Here is a 21,540-nt window from a genome sequence, read left to right on the forward strand (position 1 = left end):
CCTAGACGCGGGGATATCGCGCCAAGGTACCGGCCATGAACCAACGGGAGCGAGCGATGTCGAAGGTCCCGACTCCGCAGGGAGCATCGGGGAGATGAGGAATGGAATCTCAGGGGCAATCCGGCATGCGAGGTCCCATCGGCCGGGGCGTCGCGCTTGGCCTGGTCGTCTTCGGGCATGCTTTCCTGTTCGCCTTCCTGCTGGGATGGCAGGGCGATCCGTTGTCCTCGCCTCAACCCCTGGCCGGCGCAGTCGGCGCATCGTCCCTTGAGGTCCGATACATAGAGACTCCGCCGCCTCCACCGCCGATGCCCAGGATGGCGCGACCACCACCGTCGGTGACGACACGGGCCTCACGTTCCGCACCGACGATACCGGCACCTACCGAAAAAGCCGCCACAACCCCCGTGTCGCCCCTGATCGGCGAGCAAACACCCGCTCCGCTGCCATCGACCGGTGTTGGCGACCCTTCACTGCGCAAGGCGCTCGACGACGCGGGACATCACGCAGGCCCTTCCCTGCCCGGCTACGCGGCCGGCTCGGTAGTAGGCGGCATCCGGCTCGCACCTCCGCCTCCCAGCGTGCGCGACACGATCCGTCGGATGGGTACGTACATGGAGTGCAGCAAGCTGCGCATGAAGCGCAACCTGCCTGGAGGGACGCTGGATTACCGCGTGATGCAGGCCTACGAGACGATGGGCTGCAAGAAGTGAAACGAAGCGGGGCCAGCGACGCATCGATGCATCGCTGGCCCCGCGAGGTCCGAAAGACTCAGTCCACCGTCGGCGGCGGCTTGCGTACCAGGGTGAACAGGAACAGGCCGGCAAACAGCCCAGCCACGTAGATGAAGGCCGGGCGGAACGTGGCGTCCATCGCCAGGATGCCCGTCACCGCGACCAGGAAGAGCAACACGAACAGGTTGCCCCACGGCGCGAATGGCGCCGCGTAGGTCAGGCTGCCGAGGTCGTCCACGCTGCGACGGAAACGCAGATGCACCGCGACGAAGATCGCCCAGACCGCGACCACCGCCATCGCAATGCTGTTCATCAGCAGGCCGAACACTTCACCCGGGATGAAGTAGTTGAGCGCGATGGCCGCCGAGATCGCCAGCATGGACACCGCCACGGCATTGCCCGGAGTGTCGTAGCGGTTGAGTCGACCGAACGGCGCGGGGGCGCAACGCTCCAATGCCAGCGCGCGAAGCACGCGCGCCATGCCGAACATCAGCGAATTACAGGCCGAGAGCAGCACCGTGATCAGCACGACGCTCATGATCGCGCCCGCCGCACGCACGCCCATGCGCTCGAAGATGGCCACGATCGGGCTGCCATCGGTCGGCACCTCGCGCCACGGCACGAGGGTGACGATGAGGAAGGTCGTACCCACGTAGAACAGCAGCAGGCGGACCAGCAGGCCGTTGATCGCGCGCGGCAGGGTGCGCTCCGGGTCCACCGTTTCCGCCGCGGCGAGGCAGATCAGCTCCGTGCCGCCGAAGGCGAAGGCGGCGATCGGCAGCACCGACAGGAACCCCTGCAGGCCGGTCGGGAAGAAACCGCCCTGGGTCCAGAGGTTGTTCACGGTGGCGGTGGGCAGGCTGGTCGTCGGTCCCGCGAACAGCAGCCACACGCCGACCACCAGGAACAGGGAAAGCGCGAGGATCTTGATCAGCGCCATGCCGAATTCGACTTCGCCGAACACGCGCACGCGCAGGGTATTGATGAAGCACAGCATGAGCAGGCCGCCCAGCGCGGGAATCCACTGCGGTATGGAGGGTATCCAGCTGTGCACCAGCATGCCGACGGCGGTCAGCTCTGCCATGCAGACCATGGTGCCGCAGACCCAGTAGCCCCAGCCATGCACGAAGCCCGCGCGCGGGCCCCAGTAGCGCTTGGTGTAGCTGACGAAGGAGCCGCCACGGTTGCCGTTGAGTGCCATCTCGCCGAGGCAGCGGGCCACGATGTACATGACGATGCCGGCGACGGCATAGGCCAGAATGAGCGACGGGCCGCCGATATGGATGCCCTGACCCACGCCAAGAAAAATGCCCGAGCCCAGCGCACCGCCCAGCGCGAAATACTCGACCTGCCTTCCGGTCAGGCCCTGTGTCTTCCCCTTCACCCTCACCTCGATTCATCAGCGCCCCCGGGTCGGGAACCGGCCGATTATCCGGGTTTATGGGGTCCGGGGACACCGGGCCTTCAGAACCAGGCCTGGATGCCCGCGACAATCTGCCGGTCGAACACCGGCTGGCCCTCCGAGCGAGCCATGTCGGCCGAGCGACCGAAGCGATCGACGAAGCGGATACCGATATAAGGTGCGAATTCCCTTCGCACCTCGTAACGCAGGCGCAGGCCGAACGGGGCATCCGATAATCCGGAACCGACGCCCTGGCGGCGATCCGCCTTGCCGTAGGCGTTCACTTCGAACTCCGGCTGGAGGATCAGGCGTTGGGTCAGCAGCAGGTCGTACTCCGCCCGCAGACGGGCCGCCGTGCGGCCGCCGGCGCTCACATAGAAGGTGGCCTCGGTTTCGAACCAGTAAGGTGCAAGGCCCTGCACGCCTACGGCGGCCCAGGTCCGGTTCGGGCCGGTACCGAAGTCCTGGCGGGCACCCAGCTGGGTGTTCCAGTAGGTCGAGATCGCCCGGCTCCACAGCGCCTCCACGTCGGCCTCCTCCAGCCGGCCACCGGAACGCTCGCCCTCCGTGCGCACCCAGAGCCGGTTGATGTCGCCGCCATACCAGCCCTGCGCTTCCCATGACTGGCCGTTCGCGGCGCGCCCGTGCACCGCCTCCAGCTGGTCGAGCAGCACCATTCGCTGGGCGCCGTTGTCGTCCATGTCCATGCCGGCCATGGAACCGTAGTCGATGCCGTCCGAGTAGTCCGGACTGCGTGCGTCGGCGGGCGCCTTGCCGCCTTGCATCGCACCCATCTGCATCTCCTGGGCCTGGGTCGCGAAAGCGCTCATCGCCAGGCCGATGGTCGCCAGGTATCGACATGCCCTGCTCATGACACCACCACCTCGCGGAACATGCCCGCCTCCATGTGGTACAGCAGGTGGCAGTGATAGGCCCAGCGGCCGGGGTTGTCCGCCGTGACCGCATAGGTGATGCGCTGCGCGGGCTGCACGTTGATGGTGTGCTTGCGCACCTGGAAACCGCCATCGGGGGTTTCCAGGTCGCTGAACATGCCGTGCAGGTGGATCGGGTGGTTCATCATGGTGTCGTTCACGAGCACGACGCGTACGCGTTCGCCCTTGCGGAAATGGATGGGCCGGGCGTCCGAGAACTTCACGCCGTCGAAGGACCACATGAAGCGCTCCATGTTGCCGGTGAGGTGCAGCTCGATCTCGCGCCCCGGCTCGCGTTCGTCGGTGGCCCCGCCGACCGTGTGCAGATCGGCATAGGTGAGCACGCGGCGACCGTTGTCGCGCAGGCCGATACCCGGGTCGTCGAGGTTGGTGCGCGGCATGTCCACGTGCATGTCGACGGCCGGGGTGTACTCCGTCTTCGCGTGACGCACCACGGGTGCCGCCGCCATGCCGGCCATCGCGCCGTGATCCATCCCTGACATGTCCATGCCGGACATATCCATGCCCTCCATGCCCGCCATGTCGTGCCCCGACAACGCGCCACCGCCCATCGCGCCCATCATGTCGCGCATGTCCAGCCACAGGCGCGGGTCCACCGCCGGCACGTCCGCTTCCATGCCCGGGCGCGGCGACAAGGTGCCCCGCGTGTAGCCGCTGCGATCGATCGACTGGGCGAAGATCGTATAGGCCTTGTCCTCGGTGGGTTCGACGAGCACGTCATAGGTCTCGGCAACGGAAAGACGGAACTCATCCACGGGCACGGGCTGCACGTCCTGGCCGTCGGCGGCGATCACGGTCATCTTCAGGCCCAGAATGCGCACGTCGAAGATCGTGGACGACGAGCCGTTGATGAAGCGCAGGCGCACCTTCTCGCCCGGACGGAACAGGCCGTTCCAGTTGCCGGCGGGCGAGCGGCCATTCATCAGATAGGTGTAGGCCGCGCCGCCGACATCGCTCAGGTCCGTCGGGTTCATGCGCATGCCGTTCCACATCTTGCGCATGGCCAGCGCCTCACCCAGGCCCTTCGCTCGTACGTCGCGGAAAAAATCGACGGCTGTGGGTTTGCCATAGTTGAAGTAGTCACTCTGCTGCTTGAGCCGGCGGTAGATCGTTTCCGGATCCATGTCGGTCCAGTCGGACAGCAGCACGACGTGCTCGCGGTCGCTGGGATAGCGTTCCGGGCCAGCCGGGTCAATCACCATCGGGCCATAGACGCCGGTCTGTTCCTGGAAGCGGGTATGCGAGTGGTACCAGTACGTGCCGGACTGGCGTACCGGGAACCGATACACGAAGGTCTCGCCCGGCCCGATGCCAGCGAAACTGAGGCCCGGCACGCCATCCTGGTCGGAGGGAAGCACGAGGCCGTGCCAGTGGATGGAGGTCGACGTGGAAAGACGATTGGTCACGCGCAGCGTCGCCATCGTGCCTTCCTTGAGTCGCAGCAGCGGCCCCGGAATCCCCCCGTTGATCGTCGTCGCGATCCGCGACGCGCCGGTGTAGTTCACGGTGGACGTGCCGATCTCCAACGCGATGTCGCTACCCGCCAGCGACGCCGGGGCGGTCATTCCCGCCGACGCCCAGCCCTTGCCGGGCACGAGCAGCCCAAGTCCCGAAGCCACGCCACCGAGCGCCAGGCCGGTGACGAAGCGTCGACGCGATGGCGATGAGAGGTTGCCGGGTGAAGTCATCCTGGTTCTCCTGGTGGCTCACGCGTCAGGCGCGAGCGTACCGAGCCAGCCGACGAGCAGGAGCGCCGTCAGGCCGAGACTCATTTCAATCCAAAGGCTGCGACGCAGATGCGCGATCGCGGCATGGGTCGTGAAGGCGTCGCGCGCGGCGGCGAGCCGGGGTGCGAAGCGATAGCGATTGGCGGCCGCCAGCGCGAGCATGAGCGCGAAGACACTCAGCTTGGCCAGGAGCACCAGCCCCCAGGTGGATCGCGCGATGCCCTGTACCGTGGGTCCGGCGATGCACAGGTAGTTGACGATGCCGGTGACGACGATCGCGCCGACGATCACCGTACCGGTCGAGGCGAACGCCACGGACGCGCTGCCCAGCAACGCCGCCTCGCCGCCCTGTCGGCCGCGGGATCGGATGGCCAGGACGAGAAGCGACAGCAGCGCGCCGATCCATGCACCGGCGGCAAACAGATGGACGATGTCGGCAGGCAAGTGCAGCGCGCCCCGCCAGCCCGAATCCATGACGCCATGTCCCGACCAGGCGACGCTGGCCAGCGCGAGTGCGCCCAGTATCGTGACCGGCCATGCCCAGCGGCGCAGCATGAAAACCAGCACGAGCGATAGCATGAGCGCCGCTATCCTCGCGATGGCCGCGTAGCCGACCGCCATCTGCGAAAGAAGCGTTCGTACGATCGGCATATTCGCCGCGAATGCCGTCGTGCCCGTCATGTTCGCCACCATCGCAACGAAGGCGACGACGGACAGGAACTGACCTGCAATGATCGCGGTCGCCACGATGACGCGGAAACGGCCGTCGAGGCGATGGTCCACCGATACCAGGCGCGCCCGGAACAGGGACATGCCGAAGACCAGCATCAGGGCGGTATACAACCCGCCCCGTGCGGCGACCGTCATCCAGTCGTCCATCCCATTACTTCACGGTGAACGTCAGGCTGCCCTTCACCGCGTGGGTGTCGGTCGAGACCACATGCCAGTCGACGCGGTAATCGCCCTTGCCCAGCGGGCGGGCTGGTGTCACGACCAGCGACTTCGCATCCTCGGAGGTCACGACCTTCACATTGACCTTCATCGGTCCCATGCCCGGCATGCCGGGCATCGAGGTCATCACGACATCCGCGCCGGACATCTGCGGCATCAGGGTTTCCGAAAAGCCCAGCTCCACCGTCGCGGGGGCAGCGACGGTAGCCTTGTCGGCCGGAGTGGACACAAGCAGCTTCGGATGCGCGAAAGCGGCGGCGCTGGCGAAGAACGCCGGTACGGCGATCAGTGCGAGGGACAACGACCGGGGGAGGTTCATGGGCAAAGGCCTCGATAAGGAGTGGAGGTTGATCTGGACCCGGGTCGAGGTCGTAGAGTCGCGACCTGGCCGGGTGTCCGGATGAAGGCAGGATAGGAAACCGGCCGGAACCAATGCCTGACACGAACATGACGATACCGTAATCCAGGCATCCCAGGGCTTGCCGTAGCGTGGCTGCGGAAGTACATCGTGAGGCGAACGGAAACGGGTGACGAGGCGAGCATGCGACTACTGATCGTGGAGGACGAACCGAAGACGGGGCGTTACCTCCAGCAAGGATTGACCGAATCCGGCTTCGTCTGCGACCTGGTCGCCGACGGTGTCGACGGCCTGCACATGGCCCTGACGGGCGACTACGACCTGATCGTGCTCGATGTCGCGCTGCCCAAGCTCGATGGCTGGACCGTAGTCCAGACCTTGCGCGCATCGAAGTCCACCGTGCCCGTGCTGTTCCTCACCGCCCGGGATAGCATCCAGGACCGCGTGCGCGGCCTCGACCTCGGTGCCGACGATTACCTGGTCAAGCCCTTCGCCTTCGCCGAACTGCTGGCGCGGCTGCGCACCCTGCTACGCCGGGGCGCCTCCATCGTATCGCCGGATATCGTCTCCTTGGCGGGATTGACCATCGACCTCGTCCGTCGCCGCGCGATTCGCGACGGCAAGCGCATCGCGCTGACGGCCAAGGAGTTCGCGCTGCTCGAACTGCTCATGCGCCGGCGTGGCGAAGTGCTTCCGCGCTCGCTCATCGCCTCGCAGGTATGGGACATGAACTTCGACAGCGACACGAATGTCATCGACGTGGCCATTCGACGCCTACGCTCGAAGATCGACGATGACTTCGAACCCAAGCTCATCCGCACCGTGCGCGGCATGGGTTACGTGCTCGAAGACCCGCGAGGCGACGCCTGATGCGCAAGGTGTCGCTCACCGCCCGCCTCACGGCGTACTTCGTCCTCTCGTCCGTGGCCGTGCTGCTGGGCCTGGGTCTGGTGCTGGCGTCGGCCATGGAAGCGCATTTCGCGGAAGAGGATTTCGCGGCCCTGTCCCAGGATATGACCATCGTCCGCCATACCGTGGAGAGCACAGACGCGGCACGGCTGCCCACGCAACTCGGTGAATTCGTCGCGATGCGTCCCCACCTCGACCTGGAGGTGAGGCGCGTGGACGGTGCTGCACTCTACCGCTCGGCGGGTTTCGACACCCACGGGCAGGATATCCGCCCGGATACGCGCACGAACTGGTCCGTGGACGGCACGGTCTACCGGGGCTGGCGCGAAAACGCCTCCACCCTCGGCGGGACCACGCCGGTAACCATCACGCTCGTGATGAATACCTTCATCCACACCCACTTCCTGCATGCCTATCAACGCACGCTGGCCGTCTACATCGCCATCGCGGCGTTACTCACGGGGCTATTCGGCTGGTGGTCCGCACGGCGTGGCACCCTGCCCTTGCGCAGCATCGCGGCGAAGGCGCGCGAGGTCACGGCGAGCAACCTGCACGGTCGCATGCCCGTGGACGGCATTCCCGGCGAGGTGGCGGATCTGGCCCATACGCTCAACGGTATGCTTGACCGCCTGAAGCGCGACTTCGATCGCCTGTCCGCCTTCTCCACCGACCTGGCTCACGAGATGCGCACGCCGATCACCAACCTCATGACCAATACCGAGGTCGTGCTGGGCAAACCTCGCGCGGAGGAGGTCTATCGCGAGGCGCTGGTCTCGAACGTGGAGGAGCTTCAGCGCATGTCGCGCATGGTGTCGGACATGCTGTACCTCGCGAAGGTCGAGAACGAACTGACGCTGCCCACGCGCGAGAAGGTCGACCTGGCCGGCGAAGTCTCGGCCTTGTTCGATTTCTACGACGCCGTGGCCGAGGACGAACAGGTCGCCCTTTCCGTCCATGGCGCCGCTACGATCGACGGCGACCGCCTGATGATCCGTCGTGCGCTGGGCAACCTGCTCTCCAACGCGATACGGCACACCCCCGAAGGCGGCCATATCGATGTCAGCCTGGAGCGCCTGGGGGACTCCGTCGCGGTCCATGTCGACAACGACGGCGCCCCCATTCCCGACGCGATCCTGCCGCACGTCTTCGAGCGTTTCACGCGCCTGGACCACGAAGGCCGGCGCCCCGGCCAGGACAACGCTGGCCTGGGTCTGGCGATCACCCGGGCCATCGCCGTCGCGCACGGCGGCGACATCTTCGTGGCCCGACACGGGGAGCGCACGCGTTTCACGCTGAGCCTCCCCGCCGCCTGACGAAGGGTTCAGAAGTCCCAGCGCGCACCGACACCGAAGGTACGTCCTCGGGCCGGCATGCCCGTGGTGACCGTCGGGGTGGAATAGTTGCCGTAGAGGTCGTAGTGGGCATTGGTCAGGTTGTCGACCCACACATAGAACTCGCTCTGCCCGCTCTGCAAGCCGATGCGCATGTCCACCTTGTTGTAGCCGCGCAGGTCGAAGTGGTTCTGCGCGTCGGCCGGACGCGCGCCCACGTAGCGGTAGTTCAGCTCCACGTTGAATGCCGGATCGGGCAGGCGCCAGAACGACGCGATGTCGTGGTGGTACGAGACGCTCAGATTGCCGCTCCAGTACGGCACGTCGGGAATGCGATTGCCCGCGGCCACGTCGCCTCCGGAAACGCCAAACGCCGGGCTGGTCACCTTCGCGTCGATATAGGACACGCCGGCATCAAAACGCAGACCATGCAGCGGCTGCCAGGCGCCTTCCAGTTCCACGCCCTTGCTGCGCGTGTTCGCGTTGATCGTGCTCACCGCCATCGTGTTGAAGTCGTAGCCCAGCAGGTGGTCGTCCTTCACCTCGTTGAGGTACACCGAGCCATTGAGGCTCAGGCGGCGGTCGGCCGACTGGTACTTGATGCCCACCTCGTGGGTATCCACCCGCGCCGGACGATACGGCTGACTGTCGACAGGTTGTGTCGAATAGTCGTTGAAGCCACGGGATTTGTGGCCGCGCGCGGTCAGGACGTAAAGGTTGGTCTGGGGGCTGAGTTCATAGCTGAGCGCCACGCGTCCGGTTAGGTAGTTCTCGCCGATGCGCCGGCTGTCGGGCACGGTCAGGCCGGCGGCCGTGTAGTTGCCGTCGTAATCCTTGTGGTCGTGCGTGTAGCGCAGGCCACCGGTCACCTTCCACACGTCGCTCAGCGGAATCGTGGTTTCACCGTAGAGCGCGTAGCTGTCGGTCTTGAAGTCGCGTTGCTGGTAGTTGCCGTTGCTGCGATAAAGCGAATCGAAGCTGCGATCGGAATGCGACACGTTGACGCCGGTCACCCAGAACGTATCGGCGCCCGGCAACGACGACCAGCGCAGGTCCTGGCTGGCGACGTGTTCCTTCGAGTAGTCCGTGACGAGGTATTCCGAGGGATAGCCGTAGAGCGCGCCGTTGATGGTGCGGTCGTAGCCCTTGGTGCCACGGAAGGCGGCTTCCGTGTAGCCGGTGATGGAGGTGATCCGGCTGCTTTCGAGGTCGTGGTCCACCTCGATAGAGTTGCGACGCAGGCGCTTGTGGTTGTCATCGAACACACCTGGCGTGAAGTCCAGGCGGGCCGTGTGTCCGAACGGCCGAAGCACTTCCATGCCCGCGTAGTGCTTGGTGTTCTGCCCTTCCAGGATCATCAGCACCTGGGTATCGTCGCCCGCTTTCCACAGCACGCTGCCGCGAATGGCGAGATCCTTGGGTTCGATCATCGGCTGGCCGTCGTTCGTGTTCTTCACCCAGCTGTCGAACGAGCCGTAGCGCAGCGCCAATCGACCGGCGACCTGGTCGGACAGCGCGCCGCCGATCGCTCCCTCGGCCAGTTGCTGGCCATCCTGGCCGACCTCGGCACGGAGATAGCCCTGGGTGTCCCAGGTCGGCCGCCGGCTGGTGACGTTGATGGCGCCGGCCTCGCTATTGCGACCGAACAGCGTGCCCTGCGGGCCTTTGAGCACCTCAACGCGGTCCACGTCGAAAGTCGCCAGTGACGCATGTCGCGACGACATCGCGACACCGTCCATGTTCAGCGCCACGGAACCATCATCCATGCTGACCTGGTTGAGCGAGCCGACACCGCGAATGCGGATATTGGCGTCGTTGCCGCCACCGTAGGAGTTCACGTCCACGCCGGGTGTGCGACGCAGCACGCTCTCCACATCGGGCAGTCGCCCGTTCTCGATGGCGCTGGCATCGATCACGCTCAATCCAAAGGGAATGTCTTGCGGACGTTCGCTCGACAGACGGGCGTTGACGGTGACCGCCGACAGGTCGGCGGCCTTCTTCTTGTCATGGTCGGCATCGGCGGACGGTGCATCGTCCGCGGCGGCCTGGAAGGAAAGCGAAAGCAGCAGCGCGACCACCAGCGCCCTGGGGCGCAGGGAGGTCGGTGCGTGGGTACGACGGGTCATGAAAATCCCCTGGATGGAAAGAATCGTTCGCGTCATCGCGCAGCGGGCGACGAAGCCCGCTGCGAAGGACGTGGATAGGAAGGCAGCGCGTCGACCAGGACACCGTCGGTATCGGCCCGATCCGCCGCGGAAATCGACTTGGGCACGATGGAGGCCCCTTCGTGGACGAGCAGCAGCGCATCGATATCGCCGGGCTGCGCCACCCAGGCACCCTGTCGCCAGATCCAGCGTTGGCCGGTGACATGGCCATCGGGCGACGACGCGAGGTCGGATGCCCGGGGCGGACCGAAGGCGGCCACGCGTTCGGCCTCGCTCATCGCGTCGCCCATGGCGGTTTCCACCGGCTGGCCGGCGGCGATCCGCGCCGCGGCAGCGGCAAAAGCCTCCGGCGAGCGTCGTGAAGTCCAGCCAAGCGCGGCAAGCGGACCATAGGTGGTCGCCCAGCCCTTGGCGTCGGCCTGCGCGAGATCGCCCACGGGCGCCGCGCTGGCCGCCAGCGCGCGCACCACCTGGTCCGCACGCAAGGCCATCACCTGCCGCATCACGGCGACGCCATCGGCATCGCCGACGCAGAGCAACCCGATGGCGCCGGGTACGGCTTCGCCCCACCACGCGGCACCCTGCCCGTCGCGCAGCGCCGCGGCGTCGACCAGCAAGCCACGAGCCAGCGCCTGTGCGATATCCGCGCGACGCAGGGCCCGACCGACGCCGGTCGCGGACACGTCCCAATCGGGCGATTCCGGCAGCAACAATCGTGATCCGTCGACGCTGGCGCCGCCCAATCCATGAGGCCATTCGATCACCGTATGGACGCCGGTGGTCATGCCCAGGCGCCGCGCCACGCAACGACGCATGACACTCACATCGTCGCCGACCTCAGCCGCATCATGATCGCGTGTCGCGTCGTGACGCACCCGCATGTCGGCGACCGCCAGGTTGCGGACGGTCGGTGAATATCCCGTGGCGAACGCAAGGGGACGCGGCGGAGCGCCCGCGACGGACGAGGCCACCAGCTCATCGTCGACACGAACCGACCACTCCCATTCACCCACGGGTGCGACGGCGTCGTAGGCAACGCTGGCGCCGACCGCAGGCAGGATCACCTCGGGTGGCAGGCCTTGCGCCTTGCGGACCAGCGGCGACCGCGCGATGCGGGAAGGATCCACACCAAGACGTGGCATGGCCGATGTCGCGCGAATCCACAGCGCATCATGCCCACGCCACGCCGGCACGCCCTCGGCCGACCAACCCGGCGCACGAAGCTCCCATCGCAGGCGCACCGTATGCGTTCCCGACGCGTCGCCCAGCGGCAATCGCAGATGGTCGTCCGCGATCGTGACGGCTACCGTCCGCTCGTCCACCGTGGCGGAGACTCCCGATACATCCGCCGGCAGTTCGGCGTCGAGATTGCCGCTGTCCGACGTGACGCCATGGAGTATCCAATCGCCATGCAACTTGCCTGTCGCCGACTCCACGTAGAGGGCGGCATGACCACCGTGGACACTGTAACGCCCCGCGCTGCGCAGCCACCGACGCTCCCATTCCGCAGCCTGTCGATCCTGGACATCACGCGGCACGTAGTCGCCGCGCGCCACGAGTTCGCCATGCAAGCGCCAACCCAATCCGACCATCAGGGCCAAGCCGATGACGATGCCGACCAGCACCGGGCCGCCGAAGCGGCCGCCAGACCCTCTCGCGAAACGCCCTTCGGCACCGCGCGGCACAACCGCGGCGGCAAGCGCGGCAAGCACCACGCAAAGCCCGAGCTTGTAGCCGGCAAGCGCCGACAGGTAACCCGTCCATGGCGCCCATCCCGTCATGCCCGACAGGTGCAGATGAGCGGGAATGCCGACCTCGTACAAGGGATAGTCGACGAGGCCCAGTTCATGGTTGAGCACCAGGAAGAACGCGAGCAGCATCGAGACGGGATACGCCACGGCCGCCCGAGACCAGCAAGCGTGCACGAGCACCACCAACAGGCCGAGTTCGAGCAGGGCCGGTGCCGAGACCAGTAGCTGGTACAGCGCCGGTGTCGTCACGCTCAACGCGGACGGCTCGGCCAGTGCGGTCACGAACAGGCTCGCGACACCCGGTAGCACCGCCAATCCGACGATCACCACGACGATGGCGATAACCCGGCCAAAGGGACGCAACCACGACGGCGCGGGCGCCGCGTCCAGCATCGCGTCGAACCCCTCGACGTGGTCGCGCCGCCAAACCATGCCGGCGAGCGCCGCGACAACAAACGCCACCACGAGAAACATCGCGCTGTTGAGCAGCGGAAGCAGGAATTCCGGACGCGCCCGCATGGGGCCTTCGGCATGCCAGACGCCATGCACGAAACCACCGAGGATGCCCATCGCCAGCAGGATCGCCACGCCGATCCACAGGCCCCGGCACCGGACGATATGCGAAAGCTGCCAACCGGCTTCGCTGGCCAGAGCCCGCAGCCAGCCTGTCGACGATATCTCCACCGGTGGGAACGAGGTCGCACCGGTGGACGTACGGGACCTGGACGCGGCATGGCGCTTTCGACGCGGCGGGCGCTCGATGGCCATCCCTTCGCGCTGTACCTTGCGCAACGCCAATGCAAGCAGCACGAGCGGCAGCACGCACCACACGAAACGATTGAACAGGAACTCGGGCGTCAATGGCAGCAACGCGCTGCGCTTTTCCCCGGGTGTCCAGGTCTCGACCTTGGCCATCGCATAGGTGAACAGCGACGGATCGAGCGCCGCGGCGAGCATGGGATTGATATGGCCACCCTTCAACACCACCACCGCGAACATCCACAGCAGCATCAGCAGCGCCGACAACGCGAACGCGCCCGCGACGCTGCGCAGCTTCAGCGTCGCGAGGTAATACAGCGCGCCGATGCCCACGCCCGCAGGCAGCAGAAGCCAGAACCACGCGAAGGCCAGCGCCGCCCAGGGCGGTGCCGACACCGAGCCATGCGGCACCATCGACAGCCAGTCCAGCAACGGCGTGGCGATGAACCCCGCGATCAGCGATCCGGCCAGCAGGCCGCCCACCAGGGCCGCGCCGATGAAACGCCCCCACAGCACGGCAGGCAACGAGACGGGCATGGAAAGCGCCACTTCGTGCAGGCTCGCCTGTCGATCGCGCAAGAGCGGCTGGGCAAACACCCAGGCCCAGGCGAAGAACAGGAAGAACATGCAGCCGGTCGACATCAGGTAGACCAGGCTCGGCGCGTTGCGCGGGATATCCGCGCCGCCCATCTTCTGCACGTAGTCCGCGTTGGTGAGCGACATCAGCAGGTAGGCGGCAAGGCCGACGAACACCAGGCCCACCACGCCGCTACGCAACCCCGCGCCGAGTTCCGCCCTGGCCTCGCGCAACGCGAGGCGCAACGCGCTCATGCCGCCTCCGTCGCGCCGGCGTCCGCCAGCGCCGCGTAGTAGACATCCTCCAGGCGCGGCTCGCGCGGCATGAAGCCCGCGTCGGGTGCCTCGTCGGCAACGACGATCACGCGCGTGCCGTCCGGATGCGCCGTGAGGTGCAGGTGCGCGGCGATCGCCTCGCCCCGTGGCACGACACGCTCCCACAGGCGCCCGCAATACGGCGCCACGAGATCCGCGGGCGTGCCTTCCGCGACGATGCGGCCCCGCGCGAGGATCGCAAGACGATGGCAGAGATGTTCGATGTCCTCGACGATATGCGTCGAGAGCAACACGATGGATTCGGCCGCCACGTCGGCGAGCACGCGGTGGAACCGATTGCGTTCCGCCGGATCGAGGCCGGCCGTCGGCTCGTCGACGATCAGCAGCCGCGGCGAGCCGAGCAATGCGAGTGCGATGCCCAGGCGTCGCAGCATGCCGCCCGAATACGTGGCCGCAGGACGATCGGCCGCCTGTTCCAGGTTCACCTTCGCCAACAGCGATTCGACCTCGTCGCCGCGCGTGCGTTTCTCGGTACGGCCCTTGAGCCATGCGAAGCGATCCAGCAGATCCCTGCCCGACATGCCGGGATACGCGCCGATCTGCTGCGGCAGATAGCCGAGGCGACGACGCAGGTGATCCGGATCGGCGAGCACGTCGACTCCGTCGAGCCGGATGCTTCCGGCATCGGGCGACTGCAAGGTCGCGAGGGTGCGCATCAAGCTGCTCTTGCCGGCGCCGTTGGGGCCGAGCAGTCCGTACATGCCGGGTTGAACATGCAGGTTGACGCCGTCGAGAGCGCGTACGCCGTTGCGGTAGGTCTTGGCGAGGCCTGCGATCTCGAGGCCACTGGAAGTGGTCATGCGTAGTTCCGTCTGACGATGGATACGAAGGCTGGAGTCGATCCGTCGCATGACGCGACCGGAGTTCCCTGGCGACTGAAAAGCGGATGGATGGCGTGGTCGACGTAGCCCCTGCAAATCGCCAACTCGCTCACAAATGATAATAGTTATCATTTGTAAATGGGCAAGTGCCATGGCAGAGTTGCAGAGGATATCGCTACGGATGTTATAACGTAACTGTCACAAACAGTCATCCCTACCGGACGTCATAGACATGGACCCTCGCTCCGCCGGCCTCGCCCTGGGAAACCTTCTCGCCGAACTGCTCGACATGCCGACCGAGCGGATTCCCAACGATCGCAACCTGATCGAACTGGGTGTCGATTCCATCGCGATGATGCGGATCGCGGGCATGTTGCGGCGTCAGGGTGTCGTTGTCGGATTCGCCGAACTCGCCGCCGCGCCGACCTTCGCCGCATGGCGTGCGCTCGTCGGTGAAACCAGCGAATCCATCACGCAAAGCACGACATCGACCGCCGCGTTCGACGAAAGCGCCCCCTTCGCGATGGCACCTATGCAGCGAGCCTATTGGCTCGGTCGCGACGAAGGGCAACGCCTCGGCGGCGTCGCAGCGCATTTCTACAACGAGTTCGACGGCCAGGACATCGATCCCGTTCGGCTGGAATCCGCCGTACACCGCCTGCTCGACAGGCACGCCATGCTGCGCGCTCACGTCGTGGACGACGCGCACATGCAGATCCTGGAGCGTTCGCCGTGGCCGAGACTGGTCGTCCATGACCTGCGCGATCTCGCGCCTGACGACGCGCGCCGCGAGCTCGACGAACTGCGTACCCAACTGTCGCATCGCCAGCTCGACGTCGTCGCAGGCGAGGTCTTCGACGTGCGCCTGTCGCTGCTTCCCGATGCGATCCGGCCACGCGGCGCGCGACTGCACGTCAACCTGGACATGATCGCCGCCGATGCGTTGAGCCTGCGCCTACTGCTGGGCGACCTCGCGTCGCTGTACGCGGCCGAAGCGCTTCTGCCGATCGGCTACAGCTATGCCCGCTACCTCGCCGACCGGGCGAAGCACACGGCGGACAAGGCCGGTAAACGCGACGCCGACGAAGCCTATTGGCAGGCGCGCCTGCCGGCCATGCCTTCGGCGCCGCAGTTGCCCGCGGCGTCGATGGATACGCGCCTGGATGCGACACGCGTGGTGCGCAGGCATCGCTGGCTGGCACCGGAACGCATGCGCGTGTTCGAGCACGCGGCCCGCGAGCACGGGCTGACACCCGCCATGGCCCTGGCCGCGGTCTTCGCCGAAACGCTGACGGCCTGGAGTACCGATCCCGCCTTCTTGCTCAACCTGCCCGTCTTCGACCGCGAGCCGCTGCATCCGGATACGGCCTTGCTCGTGGGTGACTTCACCTCGTCGAACCTGCTCGCATGGGACGGCGAGACACCGGGGGCGTTCGCAACGCGCGCGCAAGCCCTCCAGCACCGCTTCCACGACGACATGCGCCATGCGGGGCGTTCCGGGCTGGACGTGCTGCGCGACCTGTCGCGCCTGCGCGGCGAACAGGTCATCGCGCCGGTCGTCTACACCAGTGCCATAGGCCTGGGCGAGCTGTTCCCGAACCACGTTCGCCAGGCCTTCGGCGATCCGGCGTGGATCATTTCGCAGGGCCCCCAGGTCTGGCTCGACGCCCAGGTCACCGAGCTCGACGGCGGCCTGCTGGTGAACATCGATGCGCGCGAGGACGCGTTCGCCGAGGGGGTCCTCGACGCGATGTTCGATGCGCACGGCGCCCTGCTCGACCGGCTGATCGACGAACCGGCGGCATGGACGACACCCGTACCGGCCATGCTGTCCGCGACGGTGAAGGCCACCCGTGAACGAGCCAACAACACCGCGCTCGCCCTTCCGCGGCAGCGGCTGCACGACGGCTTCTTCGACCATGCCTTGCGTGCACCCGATGCACCGGCCCTTCTCTGGGGCGACAACGGCCGCATGAGCTACGGCGAGCTTCGCGATGCTGCCTTGCGTCTCGCGGGCTGGCTGCGCGCCCAGGACATCGGGCCCGGACATGTCGTCGCGGCGCAGTTGCCCAAGGGACCGGACCAGGCCATCGCGGTCCTGGGCATCCTGGCAGCAGGTGCGACGTATCTTCCCATCGGCATCGACCAGCCCGATCTGCGTCGCCAGCGTATCTGCGATGCCGCAGGCGTGTCCCTGCTGCTCCGGGAGTGGCCAAAGGACGCGACACCGCTCGATGCGCCCGTGCCCGGCAACGACACCTCGTTGGCCTACGTGCTCTACACCTCCGGCTCCACCGGGGAGCCGAAGGGCGTGGAGATCCCGCACGTCGCGGCGATGAACACCATCCTCGACCTCGAACGGCGACTGGCGCTGGAGGCCCACGACCGTACCCTGGCGATCTCCGCGCTCGAATTCGACCTGTCGGTATACGATCTGTTCGCACCGTGGCACGTCGGTGGCGCCGTGGTCTGCATCGACGAAGGCATCCGTCGCGATGCCGCGGCCTGGGTCGCCCTGATGCACCGGCACGCGGTCACCATCCTCAACTGCGTGCCGGCCTTGCTCGACATGATGCTCACCGCCGCGACCACTGGCGAGGCGGGGCCGCCGCTGCGCGCCGTGTTGCTCGGCGGCGACTGGGTCACCCTGGACCTTCCTCCGCGCCTGCGACGATGGGTGCCGCGATGTCGATGCATCGCCCTGGGCGGCACGACGGAAACCGCTATCCACTCCACGTTCCGCGAGGTCGTGGATGTCGAGTCCCACTGGCGATCCGTGCCCTACGGCCTGCCGCTGGCCAATGTAAAGCTGCGCGTGGTCGACGCATCGGGGCGCGATTGCCCGGACATGGTGGAAGGCGAACTGTGGATCGGCGGCACCGGCGTGGCCCGTGGCTATCGCGGCGATCCGGTGCGCAGTGCGGCAAAGTTCGTCGAGTACGAGGGCCTGCGCTGGTATCGGACCGGTGACCGGGCGCGCTACTGGCCCGACGGCGAGGTCGAGTTCCTCGGTCGCGCCGATTTCCAGGTGAAGCTGCGCGGCCATCGCATCGAACTGGGCGAGATCGAAGCCGCCGTGTCCGCGTGGCCTGGCGTGGTGCAGGCCGTCGCGGTCGCCGGCACCCATGGACTGGGCGTGTTCGCCATCCCGGCCACGCCGATCGACGGTCCACGCATCGTGGACCTGCGCCAGGCCAGCGACGACCATCGCGACCTGGTCGATTTTCTCGCCGCGCGACTCCCCTCGGCCATGATCCCGGAGACGCTGTGCTGGCGGGATGCCCTACCCCTGACCGCCAACGGCAAGATCGATCGCCCCGCGCTCGGCCGCGAATTGGAAGCCTCGCGCTCGGTCGCCGCCGATGCGGGCGACGCACCCGTGAACGACATCGAGCGTCGCGTCGCCGAGGTGTGGTCACAGGTCCTCGGCGTCCCGGACATCGGCCGCGACCGCAACTTCTTTTCCCTGGGCGGCGATTCGCTATCGGCGACGCGGCTGATACCGTCGCTGCGCGAAGCGGGCCTGGCCGGCGCCACGCTGGGCGATCTCTTCGCCGCGCCGAGGCTGCGCGACTTCGCGGCCCGGCTTCGCCTGGGCGATGTCGAGCACGATATGCGCCCTCTCATACTCGATCCCGCGAACCGCCATGCGCCGTTCGCGCCGACCGAGGTCCAGCGTGCCTACTGGATCGGTCGCGATCCCGCCTTCGTGCTCGGTGGCGTGGGCTGCCACTTCTATCGCGAGTATGACGTGCGCGACCTGGATATCGCGCGTCTCCAGGCAGCCCTGAATACCCTGGTGGCACGCCACGACATGTTGCGCGCCGTCTTCGACGAACATGGCGATCAGCGCGTGCTCGACGAGGTGCCCACGTACGTGATCGAGGTCGTTGATGCCGGCAGCGACGCAGCCGCGCGCTTCGCGCAGCTACGTGAATCCGCCGCGCACCGCGTCTTCGATCCGACACGCTGGCCGCTGTTCCATGTGGCCGCCGTAAGCGACGGTCGCGATACGCGCCTCGCCGTCGGGCTCGACAACCTCGTCCTCGACGCATTGAGCATCCTGCGCTTCTACACCGAATGGGGCGAACTCTACGCCGGGCACGACAACGCTCCGGCACCCGCCCTTACCTTCCGCGACTACCTCGCCAACGCCACGCCGTCCGACGACATCCTGCGTACCGCGCGATGTTATTGGGACGACCGCCTGCCCGCGCTTCCTCCAGCGCCGCAGCTGCCACTGGCCTGCGATCCGGCGCAACTGGGCACGCCGCGCTTCCTCCGCCAGCAGGGCCATGTCGACGCGACGCGCTGGCGTCACATACTCCAACAAGCGTCGACCCACGGTCTCACCGCCTCCGCCGTCCTGCTCACCGCCTTCACCGAAACGCTCGCGCGCTGGAGCGCACGACCGGAACTCACGCTCAACCTCACCCTCTTCGACCGTCAGCCGATCCATCCGGACGTGCATCGGGTGATGGGCGATTTCACCTCGCTCACCCTGCTCGGCTACCAGCCACGCCCTGCCGACGACTGGATCGCGCGGGCGCGGCATGTCCAGCACGAACTCGGCCAGGCCCTCGAACATCGGGCCATCTCCAGTGTGACCCTCGTCCGCGACCTGGCGCGCCTGCACGATCGGCCCGAGCTGTCCATGCCGGTGGTGTTCACCAGCGCGCTCGGCGTGCCGGGCGGCACGGCCGCCGCCGGCCAGGGCCCGTTCCAGCGCCAGGTATGGGGACTCACCCAGACGCCGCAGGTCTGGCTCGATCACCAGGTCGTCGAGGCGGAGGGCGGCATCGCCCTTAACTGGGACCATGTCGAAGGCCTGTTCCCGCCGGGCATGGTCGAGGCCATGTTCGCGGCCTACCTGCGCATGCTGGACTGGCTTGGCGCAAGCGACTGGTCAGGAGCGCCGCCCGACCTGCTGCCGGTCGAACAGGCGGTCATGCGCCGCCGTGTCAACGCCACGGATGCGCCGCATCCCGACGAAGGCCTGCACGATGCGTTCTTCCGCATCGCCCGGGACGAGCCGTCGCGCGCGGCCCTTCGTTGGGGTGACGATCGCCAGGTCGATTACGGCACGCTCGCCGACCAGGCGCTGCGCATCGCACGATCGCTTGAACGGCAAGGTGTCGTGCCCGGCGACCTCGTCGCCATCAGCCTGCCCAAGGGCGCCGCACAGATCGCCGCCGTACTGGGTGTGCTCGCGGCGGGCGCGGCGTACCTTCCCATCGGTGTCGATCAGCCTCCCGCGCGCAGGGAACGCATTCTGCGCCGCGCCGGTGCACAGTACATCCTCGGCGCAGGCGGCATGAGCATCGACGCCGCCCTGATCCACGAGCCGCTTGCTTCACCGCGCCGCACCCATGGCGACGCGCTTGCCTACGTCATCTACACCTCGGGTTCCACCGGTGAACCCAAGGGCGTGGAGATCGCACACGCCGCCGCGCTGAACACGCTGGTCGACGTGACCCGGCGCTTCGGCATCGACGGTAACGATCGCGTACTGGCCGTCTCCGCGCTCGACTTCGATCTCTCGGTATTCGATATCTTCGCCCCGCTGGCCGTCGGCGGTTCCCTGGTGCTCGTCGACGAAGATGACCGCCGCGATGCCGCGTGCTGGCGACGCCTCGTGCGCAACCATGGCGTCACCGTGTGGAACAGCGTGCCCGCATTGCTCGACATGGCGCTGACGAACCACGCGGAAAGCGACGAGCTGGCCACGTTGCGGCTGGCGCTGCTTTCCGGCGACTGGATCGCCCTCGACCTGCCGCGCCGCCTGGTGGCGCAGGCGCCCCGATGTCGATTCGTCTCGCTCGGGGGCGCCACGGAAGCCTCGGTATGGTCGAACGTCCACGAGGTGGTGGCGCTCGATCCCGACTGGCGATCAATCCCTTACGGCGTGCCGCTGGCGAACCAGCGCTTCCGGGTGGTGGACGCGCGCGAGCGCGACTGCCCGGACTGGGTGCCCGGCGAACTGTGGATCGGCGGTGCGGGCGTCGCGCTCGGTTACCGCCATGCGCCGGAGGTCACCGCACGCCAGTTCAGCGTGCGCGATGGCATGCGCTGGTATCGCACGGGCGACCTCGGTCGCTACCGCCCCGACGGCCTGCTCGAATTCCTCGGCCGGCAGGATCACCAGGTGAAGTTGCGCGGTCACCGCATCGAGCTGGGCGAAATCGAAAGCGCCCTGCTTGCCCTGCCTGATATCGCACAGGCGGTGGCCATGGTGCTCACCACCGCCACCGGTCGCCATCTCGCTGCCGCGGTCGTCACACATAACGACGTTGACGAGACCCGATGGCGCGAAGCGCTCGCCGCGTCGCTGCCGGCACACATGCTGCCGGAGCGGATCGTTCCCTTCGACGCGCTGCCACTCACCGCCAACGGCAAGCTGGATCGGCGTGCCATCGCCGAGCGTCTTACGGAAACCCGTACCGAAGAGACCGTGGACGACGCGCCGCTGGACGACACCGAACGCGCGATCGCCACGCACTGGCAGGCCCTCTTCGGCACGGCTGCCATCGATCGCGAGGCCAGCTTCTTCGCGCTGGGTGGCGACAGCCTGCTCGCCACCCGCTTCATCGAGCGCTTGCGCACGGAAGACGGCGTGACCCTGCCGCTGCGCCGCCTGTTCGCCGCGCCCACGCTGCGCGACGTCGCCGCGATGGTCCGCGAGCTGCAACGGGCGGACGCGACGCTCGAGGAAGGCGCCCTGTGAACGCCATCCACCGCCCATCCCCCGACGACTCCCAAGGAATCCC

At 67.1% G+C, this 21,540-nt stretch carries 12 protein-coding genes; 4 read left to right on the forward strand and 8 right to left on the reverse strand.

Translation table 11 applies throughout. The annotated features are described in order from the left end of the window. Positions 1–125 precede the first annotated feature (125 nt). Positions 126–713: a hypothetical protein gene (locus tag GAK28_RS08965; RefSeq protein WP_291777382.1), complete on the forward strand. Its 588-nt coding sequence runs from the start codon at positions 126–128 to the stop codon at positions 711–713. A gap of 58 nt (positions 714–771) precedes the next feature. On the opposite strand, the gene GAK28_RS08970 is transcribed toward GAK28_RS08965, so the two are convergent. The 5 genes from GAK28_RS08970 to copC form a co-directional block, all read right to left on the reverse strand. Continuing rightward, entirely contained in the window at positions 772–2,118 is a 1,347-nt protein-coding gene (locus tag GAK28_RS08970) for an amino acid permease (protein ID WP_291777385.1), read from the reverse strand. Between the two features lie 80 nt (positions 2,119–2,198). Beyond that, on the reverse strand, positions 2,199–3,008 hold the full coding sequence (locus GAK28_RS08975) for a copper resistance protein B (RefSeq protein WP_291777388.1): 810 nt from the start codon (positions 3,006–3,008) through the stop codon (positions 2,199–2,201). Further along, on the reverse strand, positions 3,005–4,777 hold the full coding sequence (locus tag GAK28_RS08980; protein ID WP_291777391.1) for a copper resistance system multicopper oxidase: 1,773 nt from the start codon (positions 4,775–4,777) through the stop codon (positions 3,005–3,007). The genes GAK28_RS08975 and GAK28_RS08980 overlap by 4 nt, the downstream gene beginning before the upstream one ends. Positions 4,778–4,795: 18 nt before the next feature. Next, complete coding sequence (gene copD, locus GAK28_RS08985) at positions 4,796–5,695, reverse strand: copper homeostasis membrane protein CopD (RefSeq protein ID WP_291777393.1); 900 nt, start codon at positions 5,693–5,695, stop codon at positions 4,796–4,798. 4 nt (positions 5,696–5,699) lie between these two features. Further along, on the reverse strand, positions 5,700–6,086 hold the full coding sequence (gene copC, locus GAK28_RS08990) for a copper homeostasis periplasmic binding protein CopC (RefSeq protein ID WP_291777396.1): 387 nt from the start codon (positions 6,084–6,086) through the stop codon (positions 5,700–5,702). 222 nt (positions 6,087–6,308) lie between these two features. On the opposite strand from copC, the gene GAK28_RS08995 reads away from it, so the two are divergent. Both GAK28_RS08995 and GAK28_RS09000 read left to right on the forward strand, forming a co-directional pair. Then, positions 6,309–6,995, forward strand: coding sequence for a heavy metal response regulator transcription factor (locus tag GAK28_RS08995; RefSeq protein WP_291777399.1), 687 nt, complete (start codon positions 6,309–6,311; stop codon positions 6,993–6,995). Then, a complete protein-coding gene (locus GAK28_RS09000) occupies positions 6,995–8,347 on the forward strand; it encodes a heavy metal sensor histidine kinase (RefSeq protein ID WP_291777402.1) in 1,353 nt (450 codons plus the stop codon). Before GAK28_RS08995 ends, GAK28_RS09000 begins: the two co-directional genes overlap by 1 nt. A gap of 8 nt (positions 8,348–8,355) precedes the next feature. On the opposite strand, the gene GAK28_RS09005 is transcribed toward GAK28_RS09000, so the two are convergent. The 3 genes from GAK28_RS09005 to GAK28_RS09015 are packed head-to-tail and all read right to left on the reverse strand — an operon-like array spanning position 8,356 to position 14,752. Beyond that, positions 8,356–10,491 carry a TonB-dependent receptor gene (locus GAK28_RS09005; RefSeq protein ID WP_291777405.1) on the reverse strand — a complete coding sequence of 712 codons (2,136 nt, stop codon included), beginning with the start codon at positions 10,489–10,491 and terminating at the stop codon, positions 8,356–8,358. A 32-nt stretch (positions 10,492–10,523) separates the two neighbouring features. Next, on the reverse strand, positions 10,524–13,871 hold the full coding sequence (locus tag GAK28_RS09010) for a hypothetical protein (RefSeq protein WP_291777408.1): 3,348 nt from the start codon (positions 13,869–13,871) through the stop codon (positions 10,524–10,526). Further along, positions 13,868–14,752, reverse strand: coding sequence for an ABC transporter ATP-binding protein (locus tag GAK28_RS09015; protein ID WP_291777412.1), 885 nt, complete (start codon positions 14,750–14,752; stop codon positions 13,868–13,870). The genes GAK28_RS09010 and GAK28_RS09015 overlap by 4 nt, the downstream gene beginning before the upstream one ends. 253 nt (positions 14,753–15,005) lie before the next feature. Here GAK28_RS09015 and GAK28_RS09020 point away from each other — a divergent pair, with 253 nt between their 5' ends. Further along, positions 15,006–21,497: a non-ribosomal peptide synthetase gene (locus tag GAK28_RS09020; RefSeq protein ID WP_291777415.1), complete on the forward strand. Its 6,492-nt coding sequence runs from the start codon at positions 15,006–15,008 to the stop codon at positions 21,495–21,497. The last annotated feature ends 43 nt before the right edge of the window (positions 21,498–21,540 follow it).

Origin of the sequence: Luteibacter sp. (assembly GCF_009912395.1) — a bacterium.
Classification (GTDB): domain Bacteria; phylum Pseudomonadota; class Gammaproteobacteria; order Xanthomonadales; family Rhodanobacteraceae; genus Luteibacter.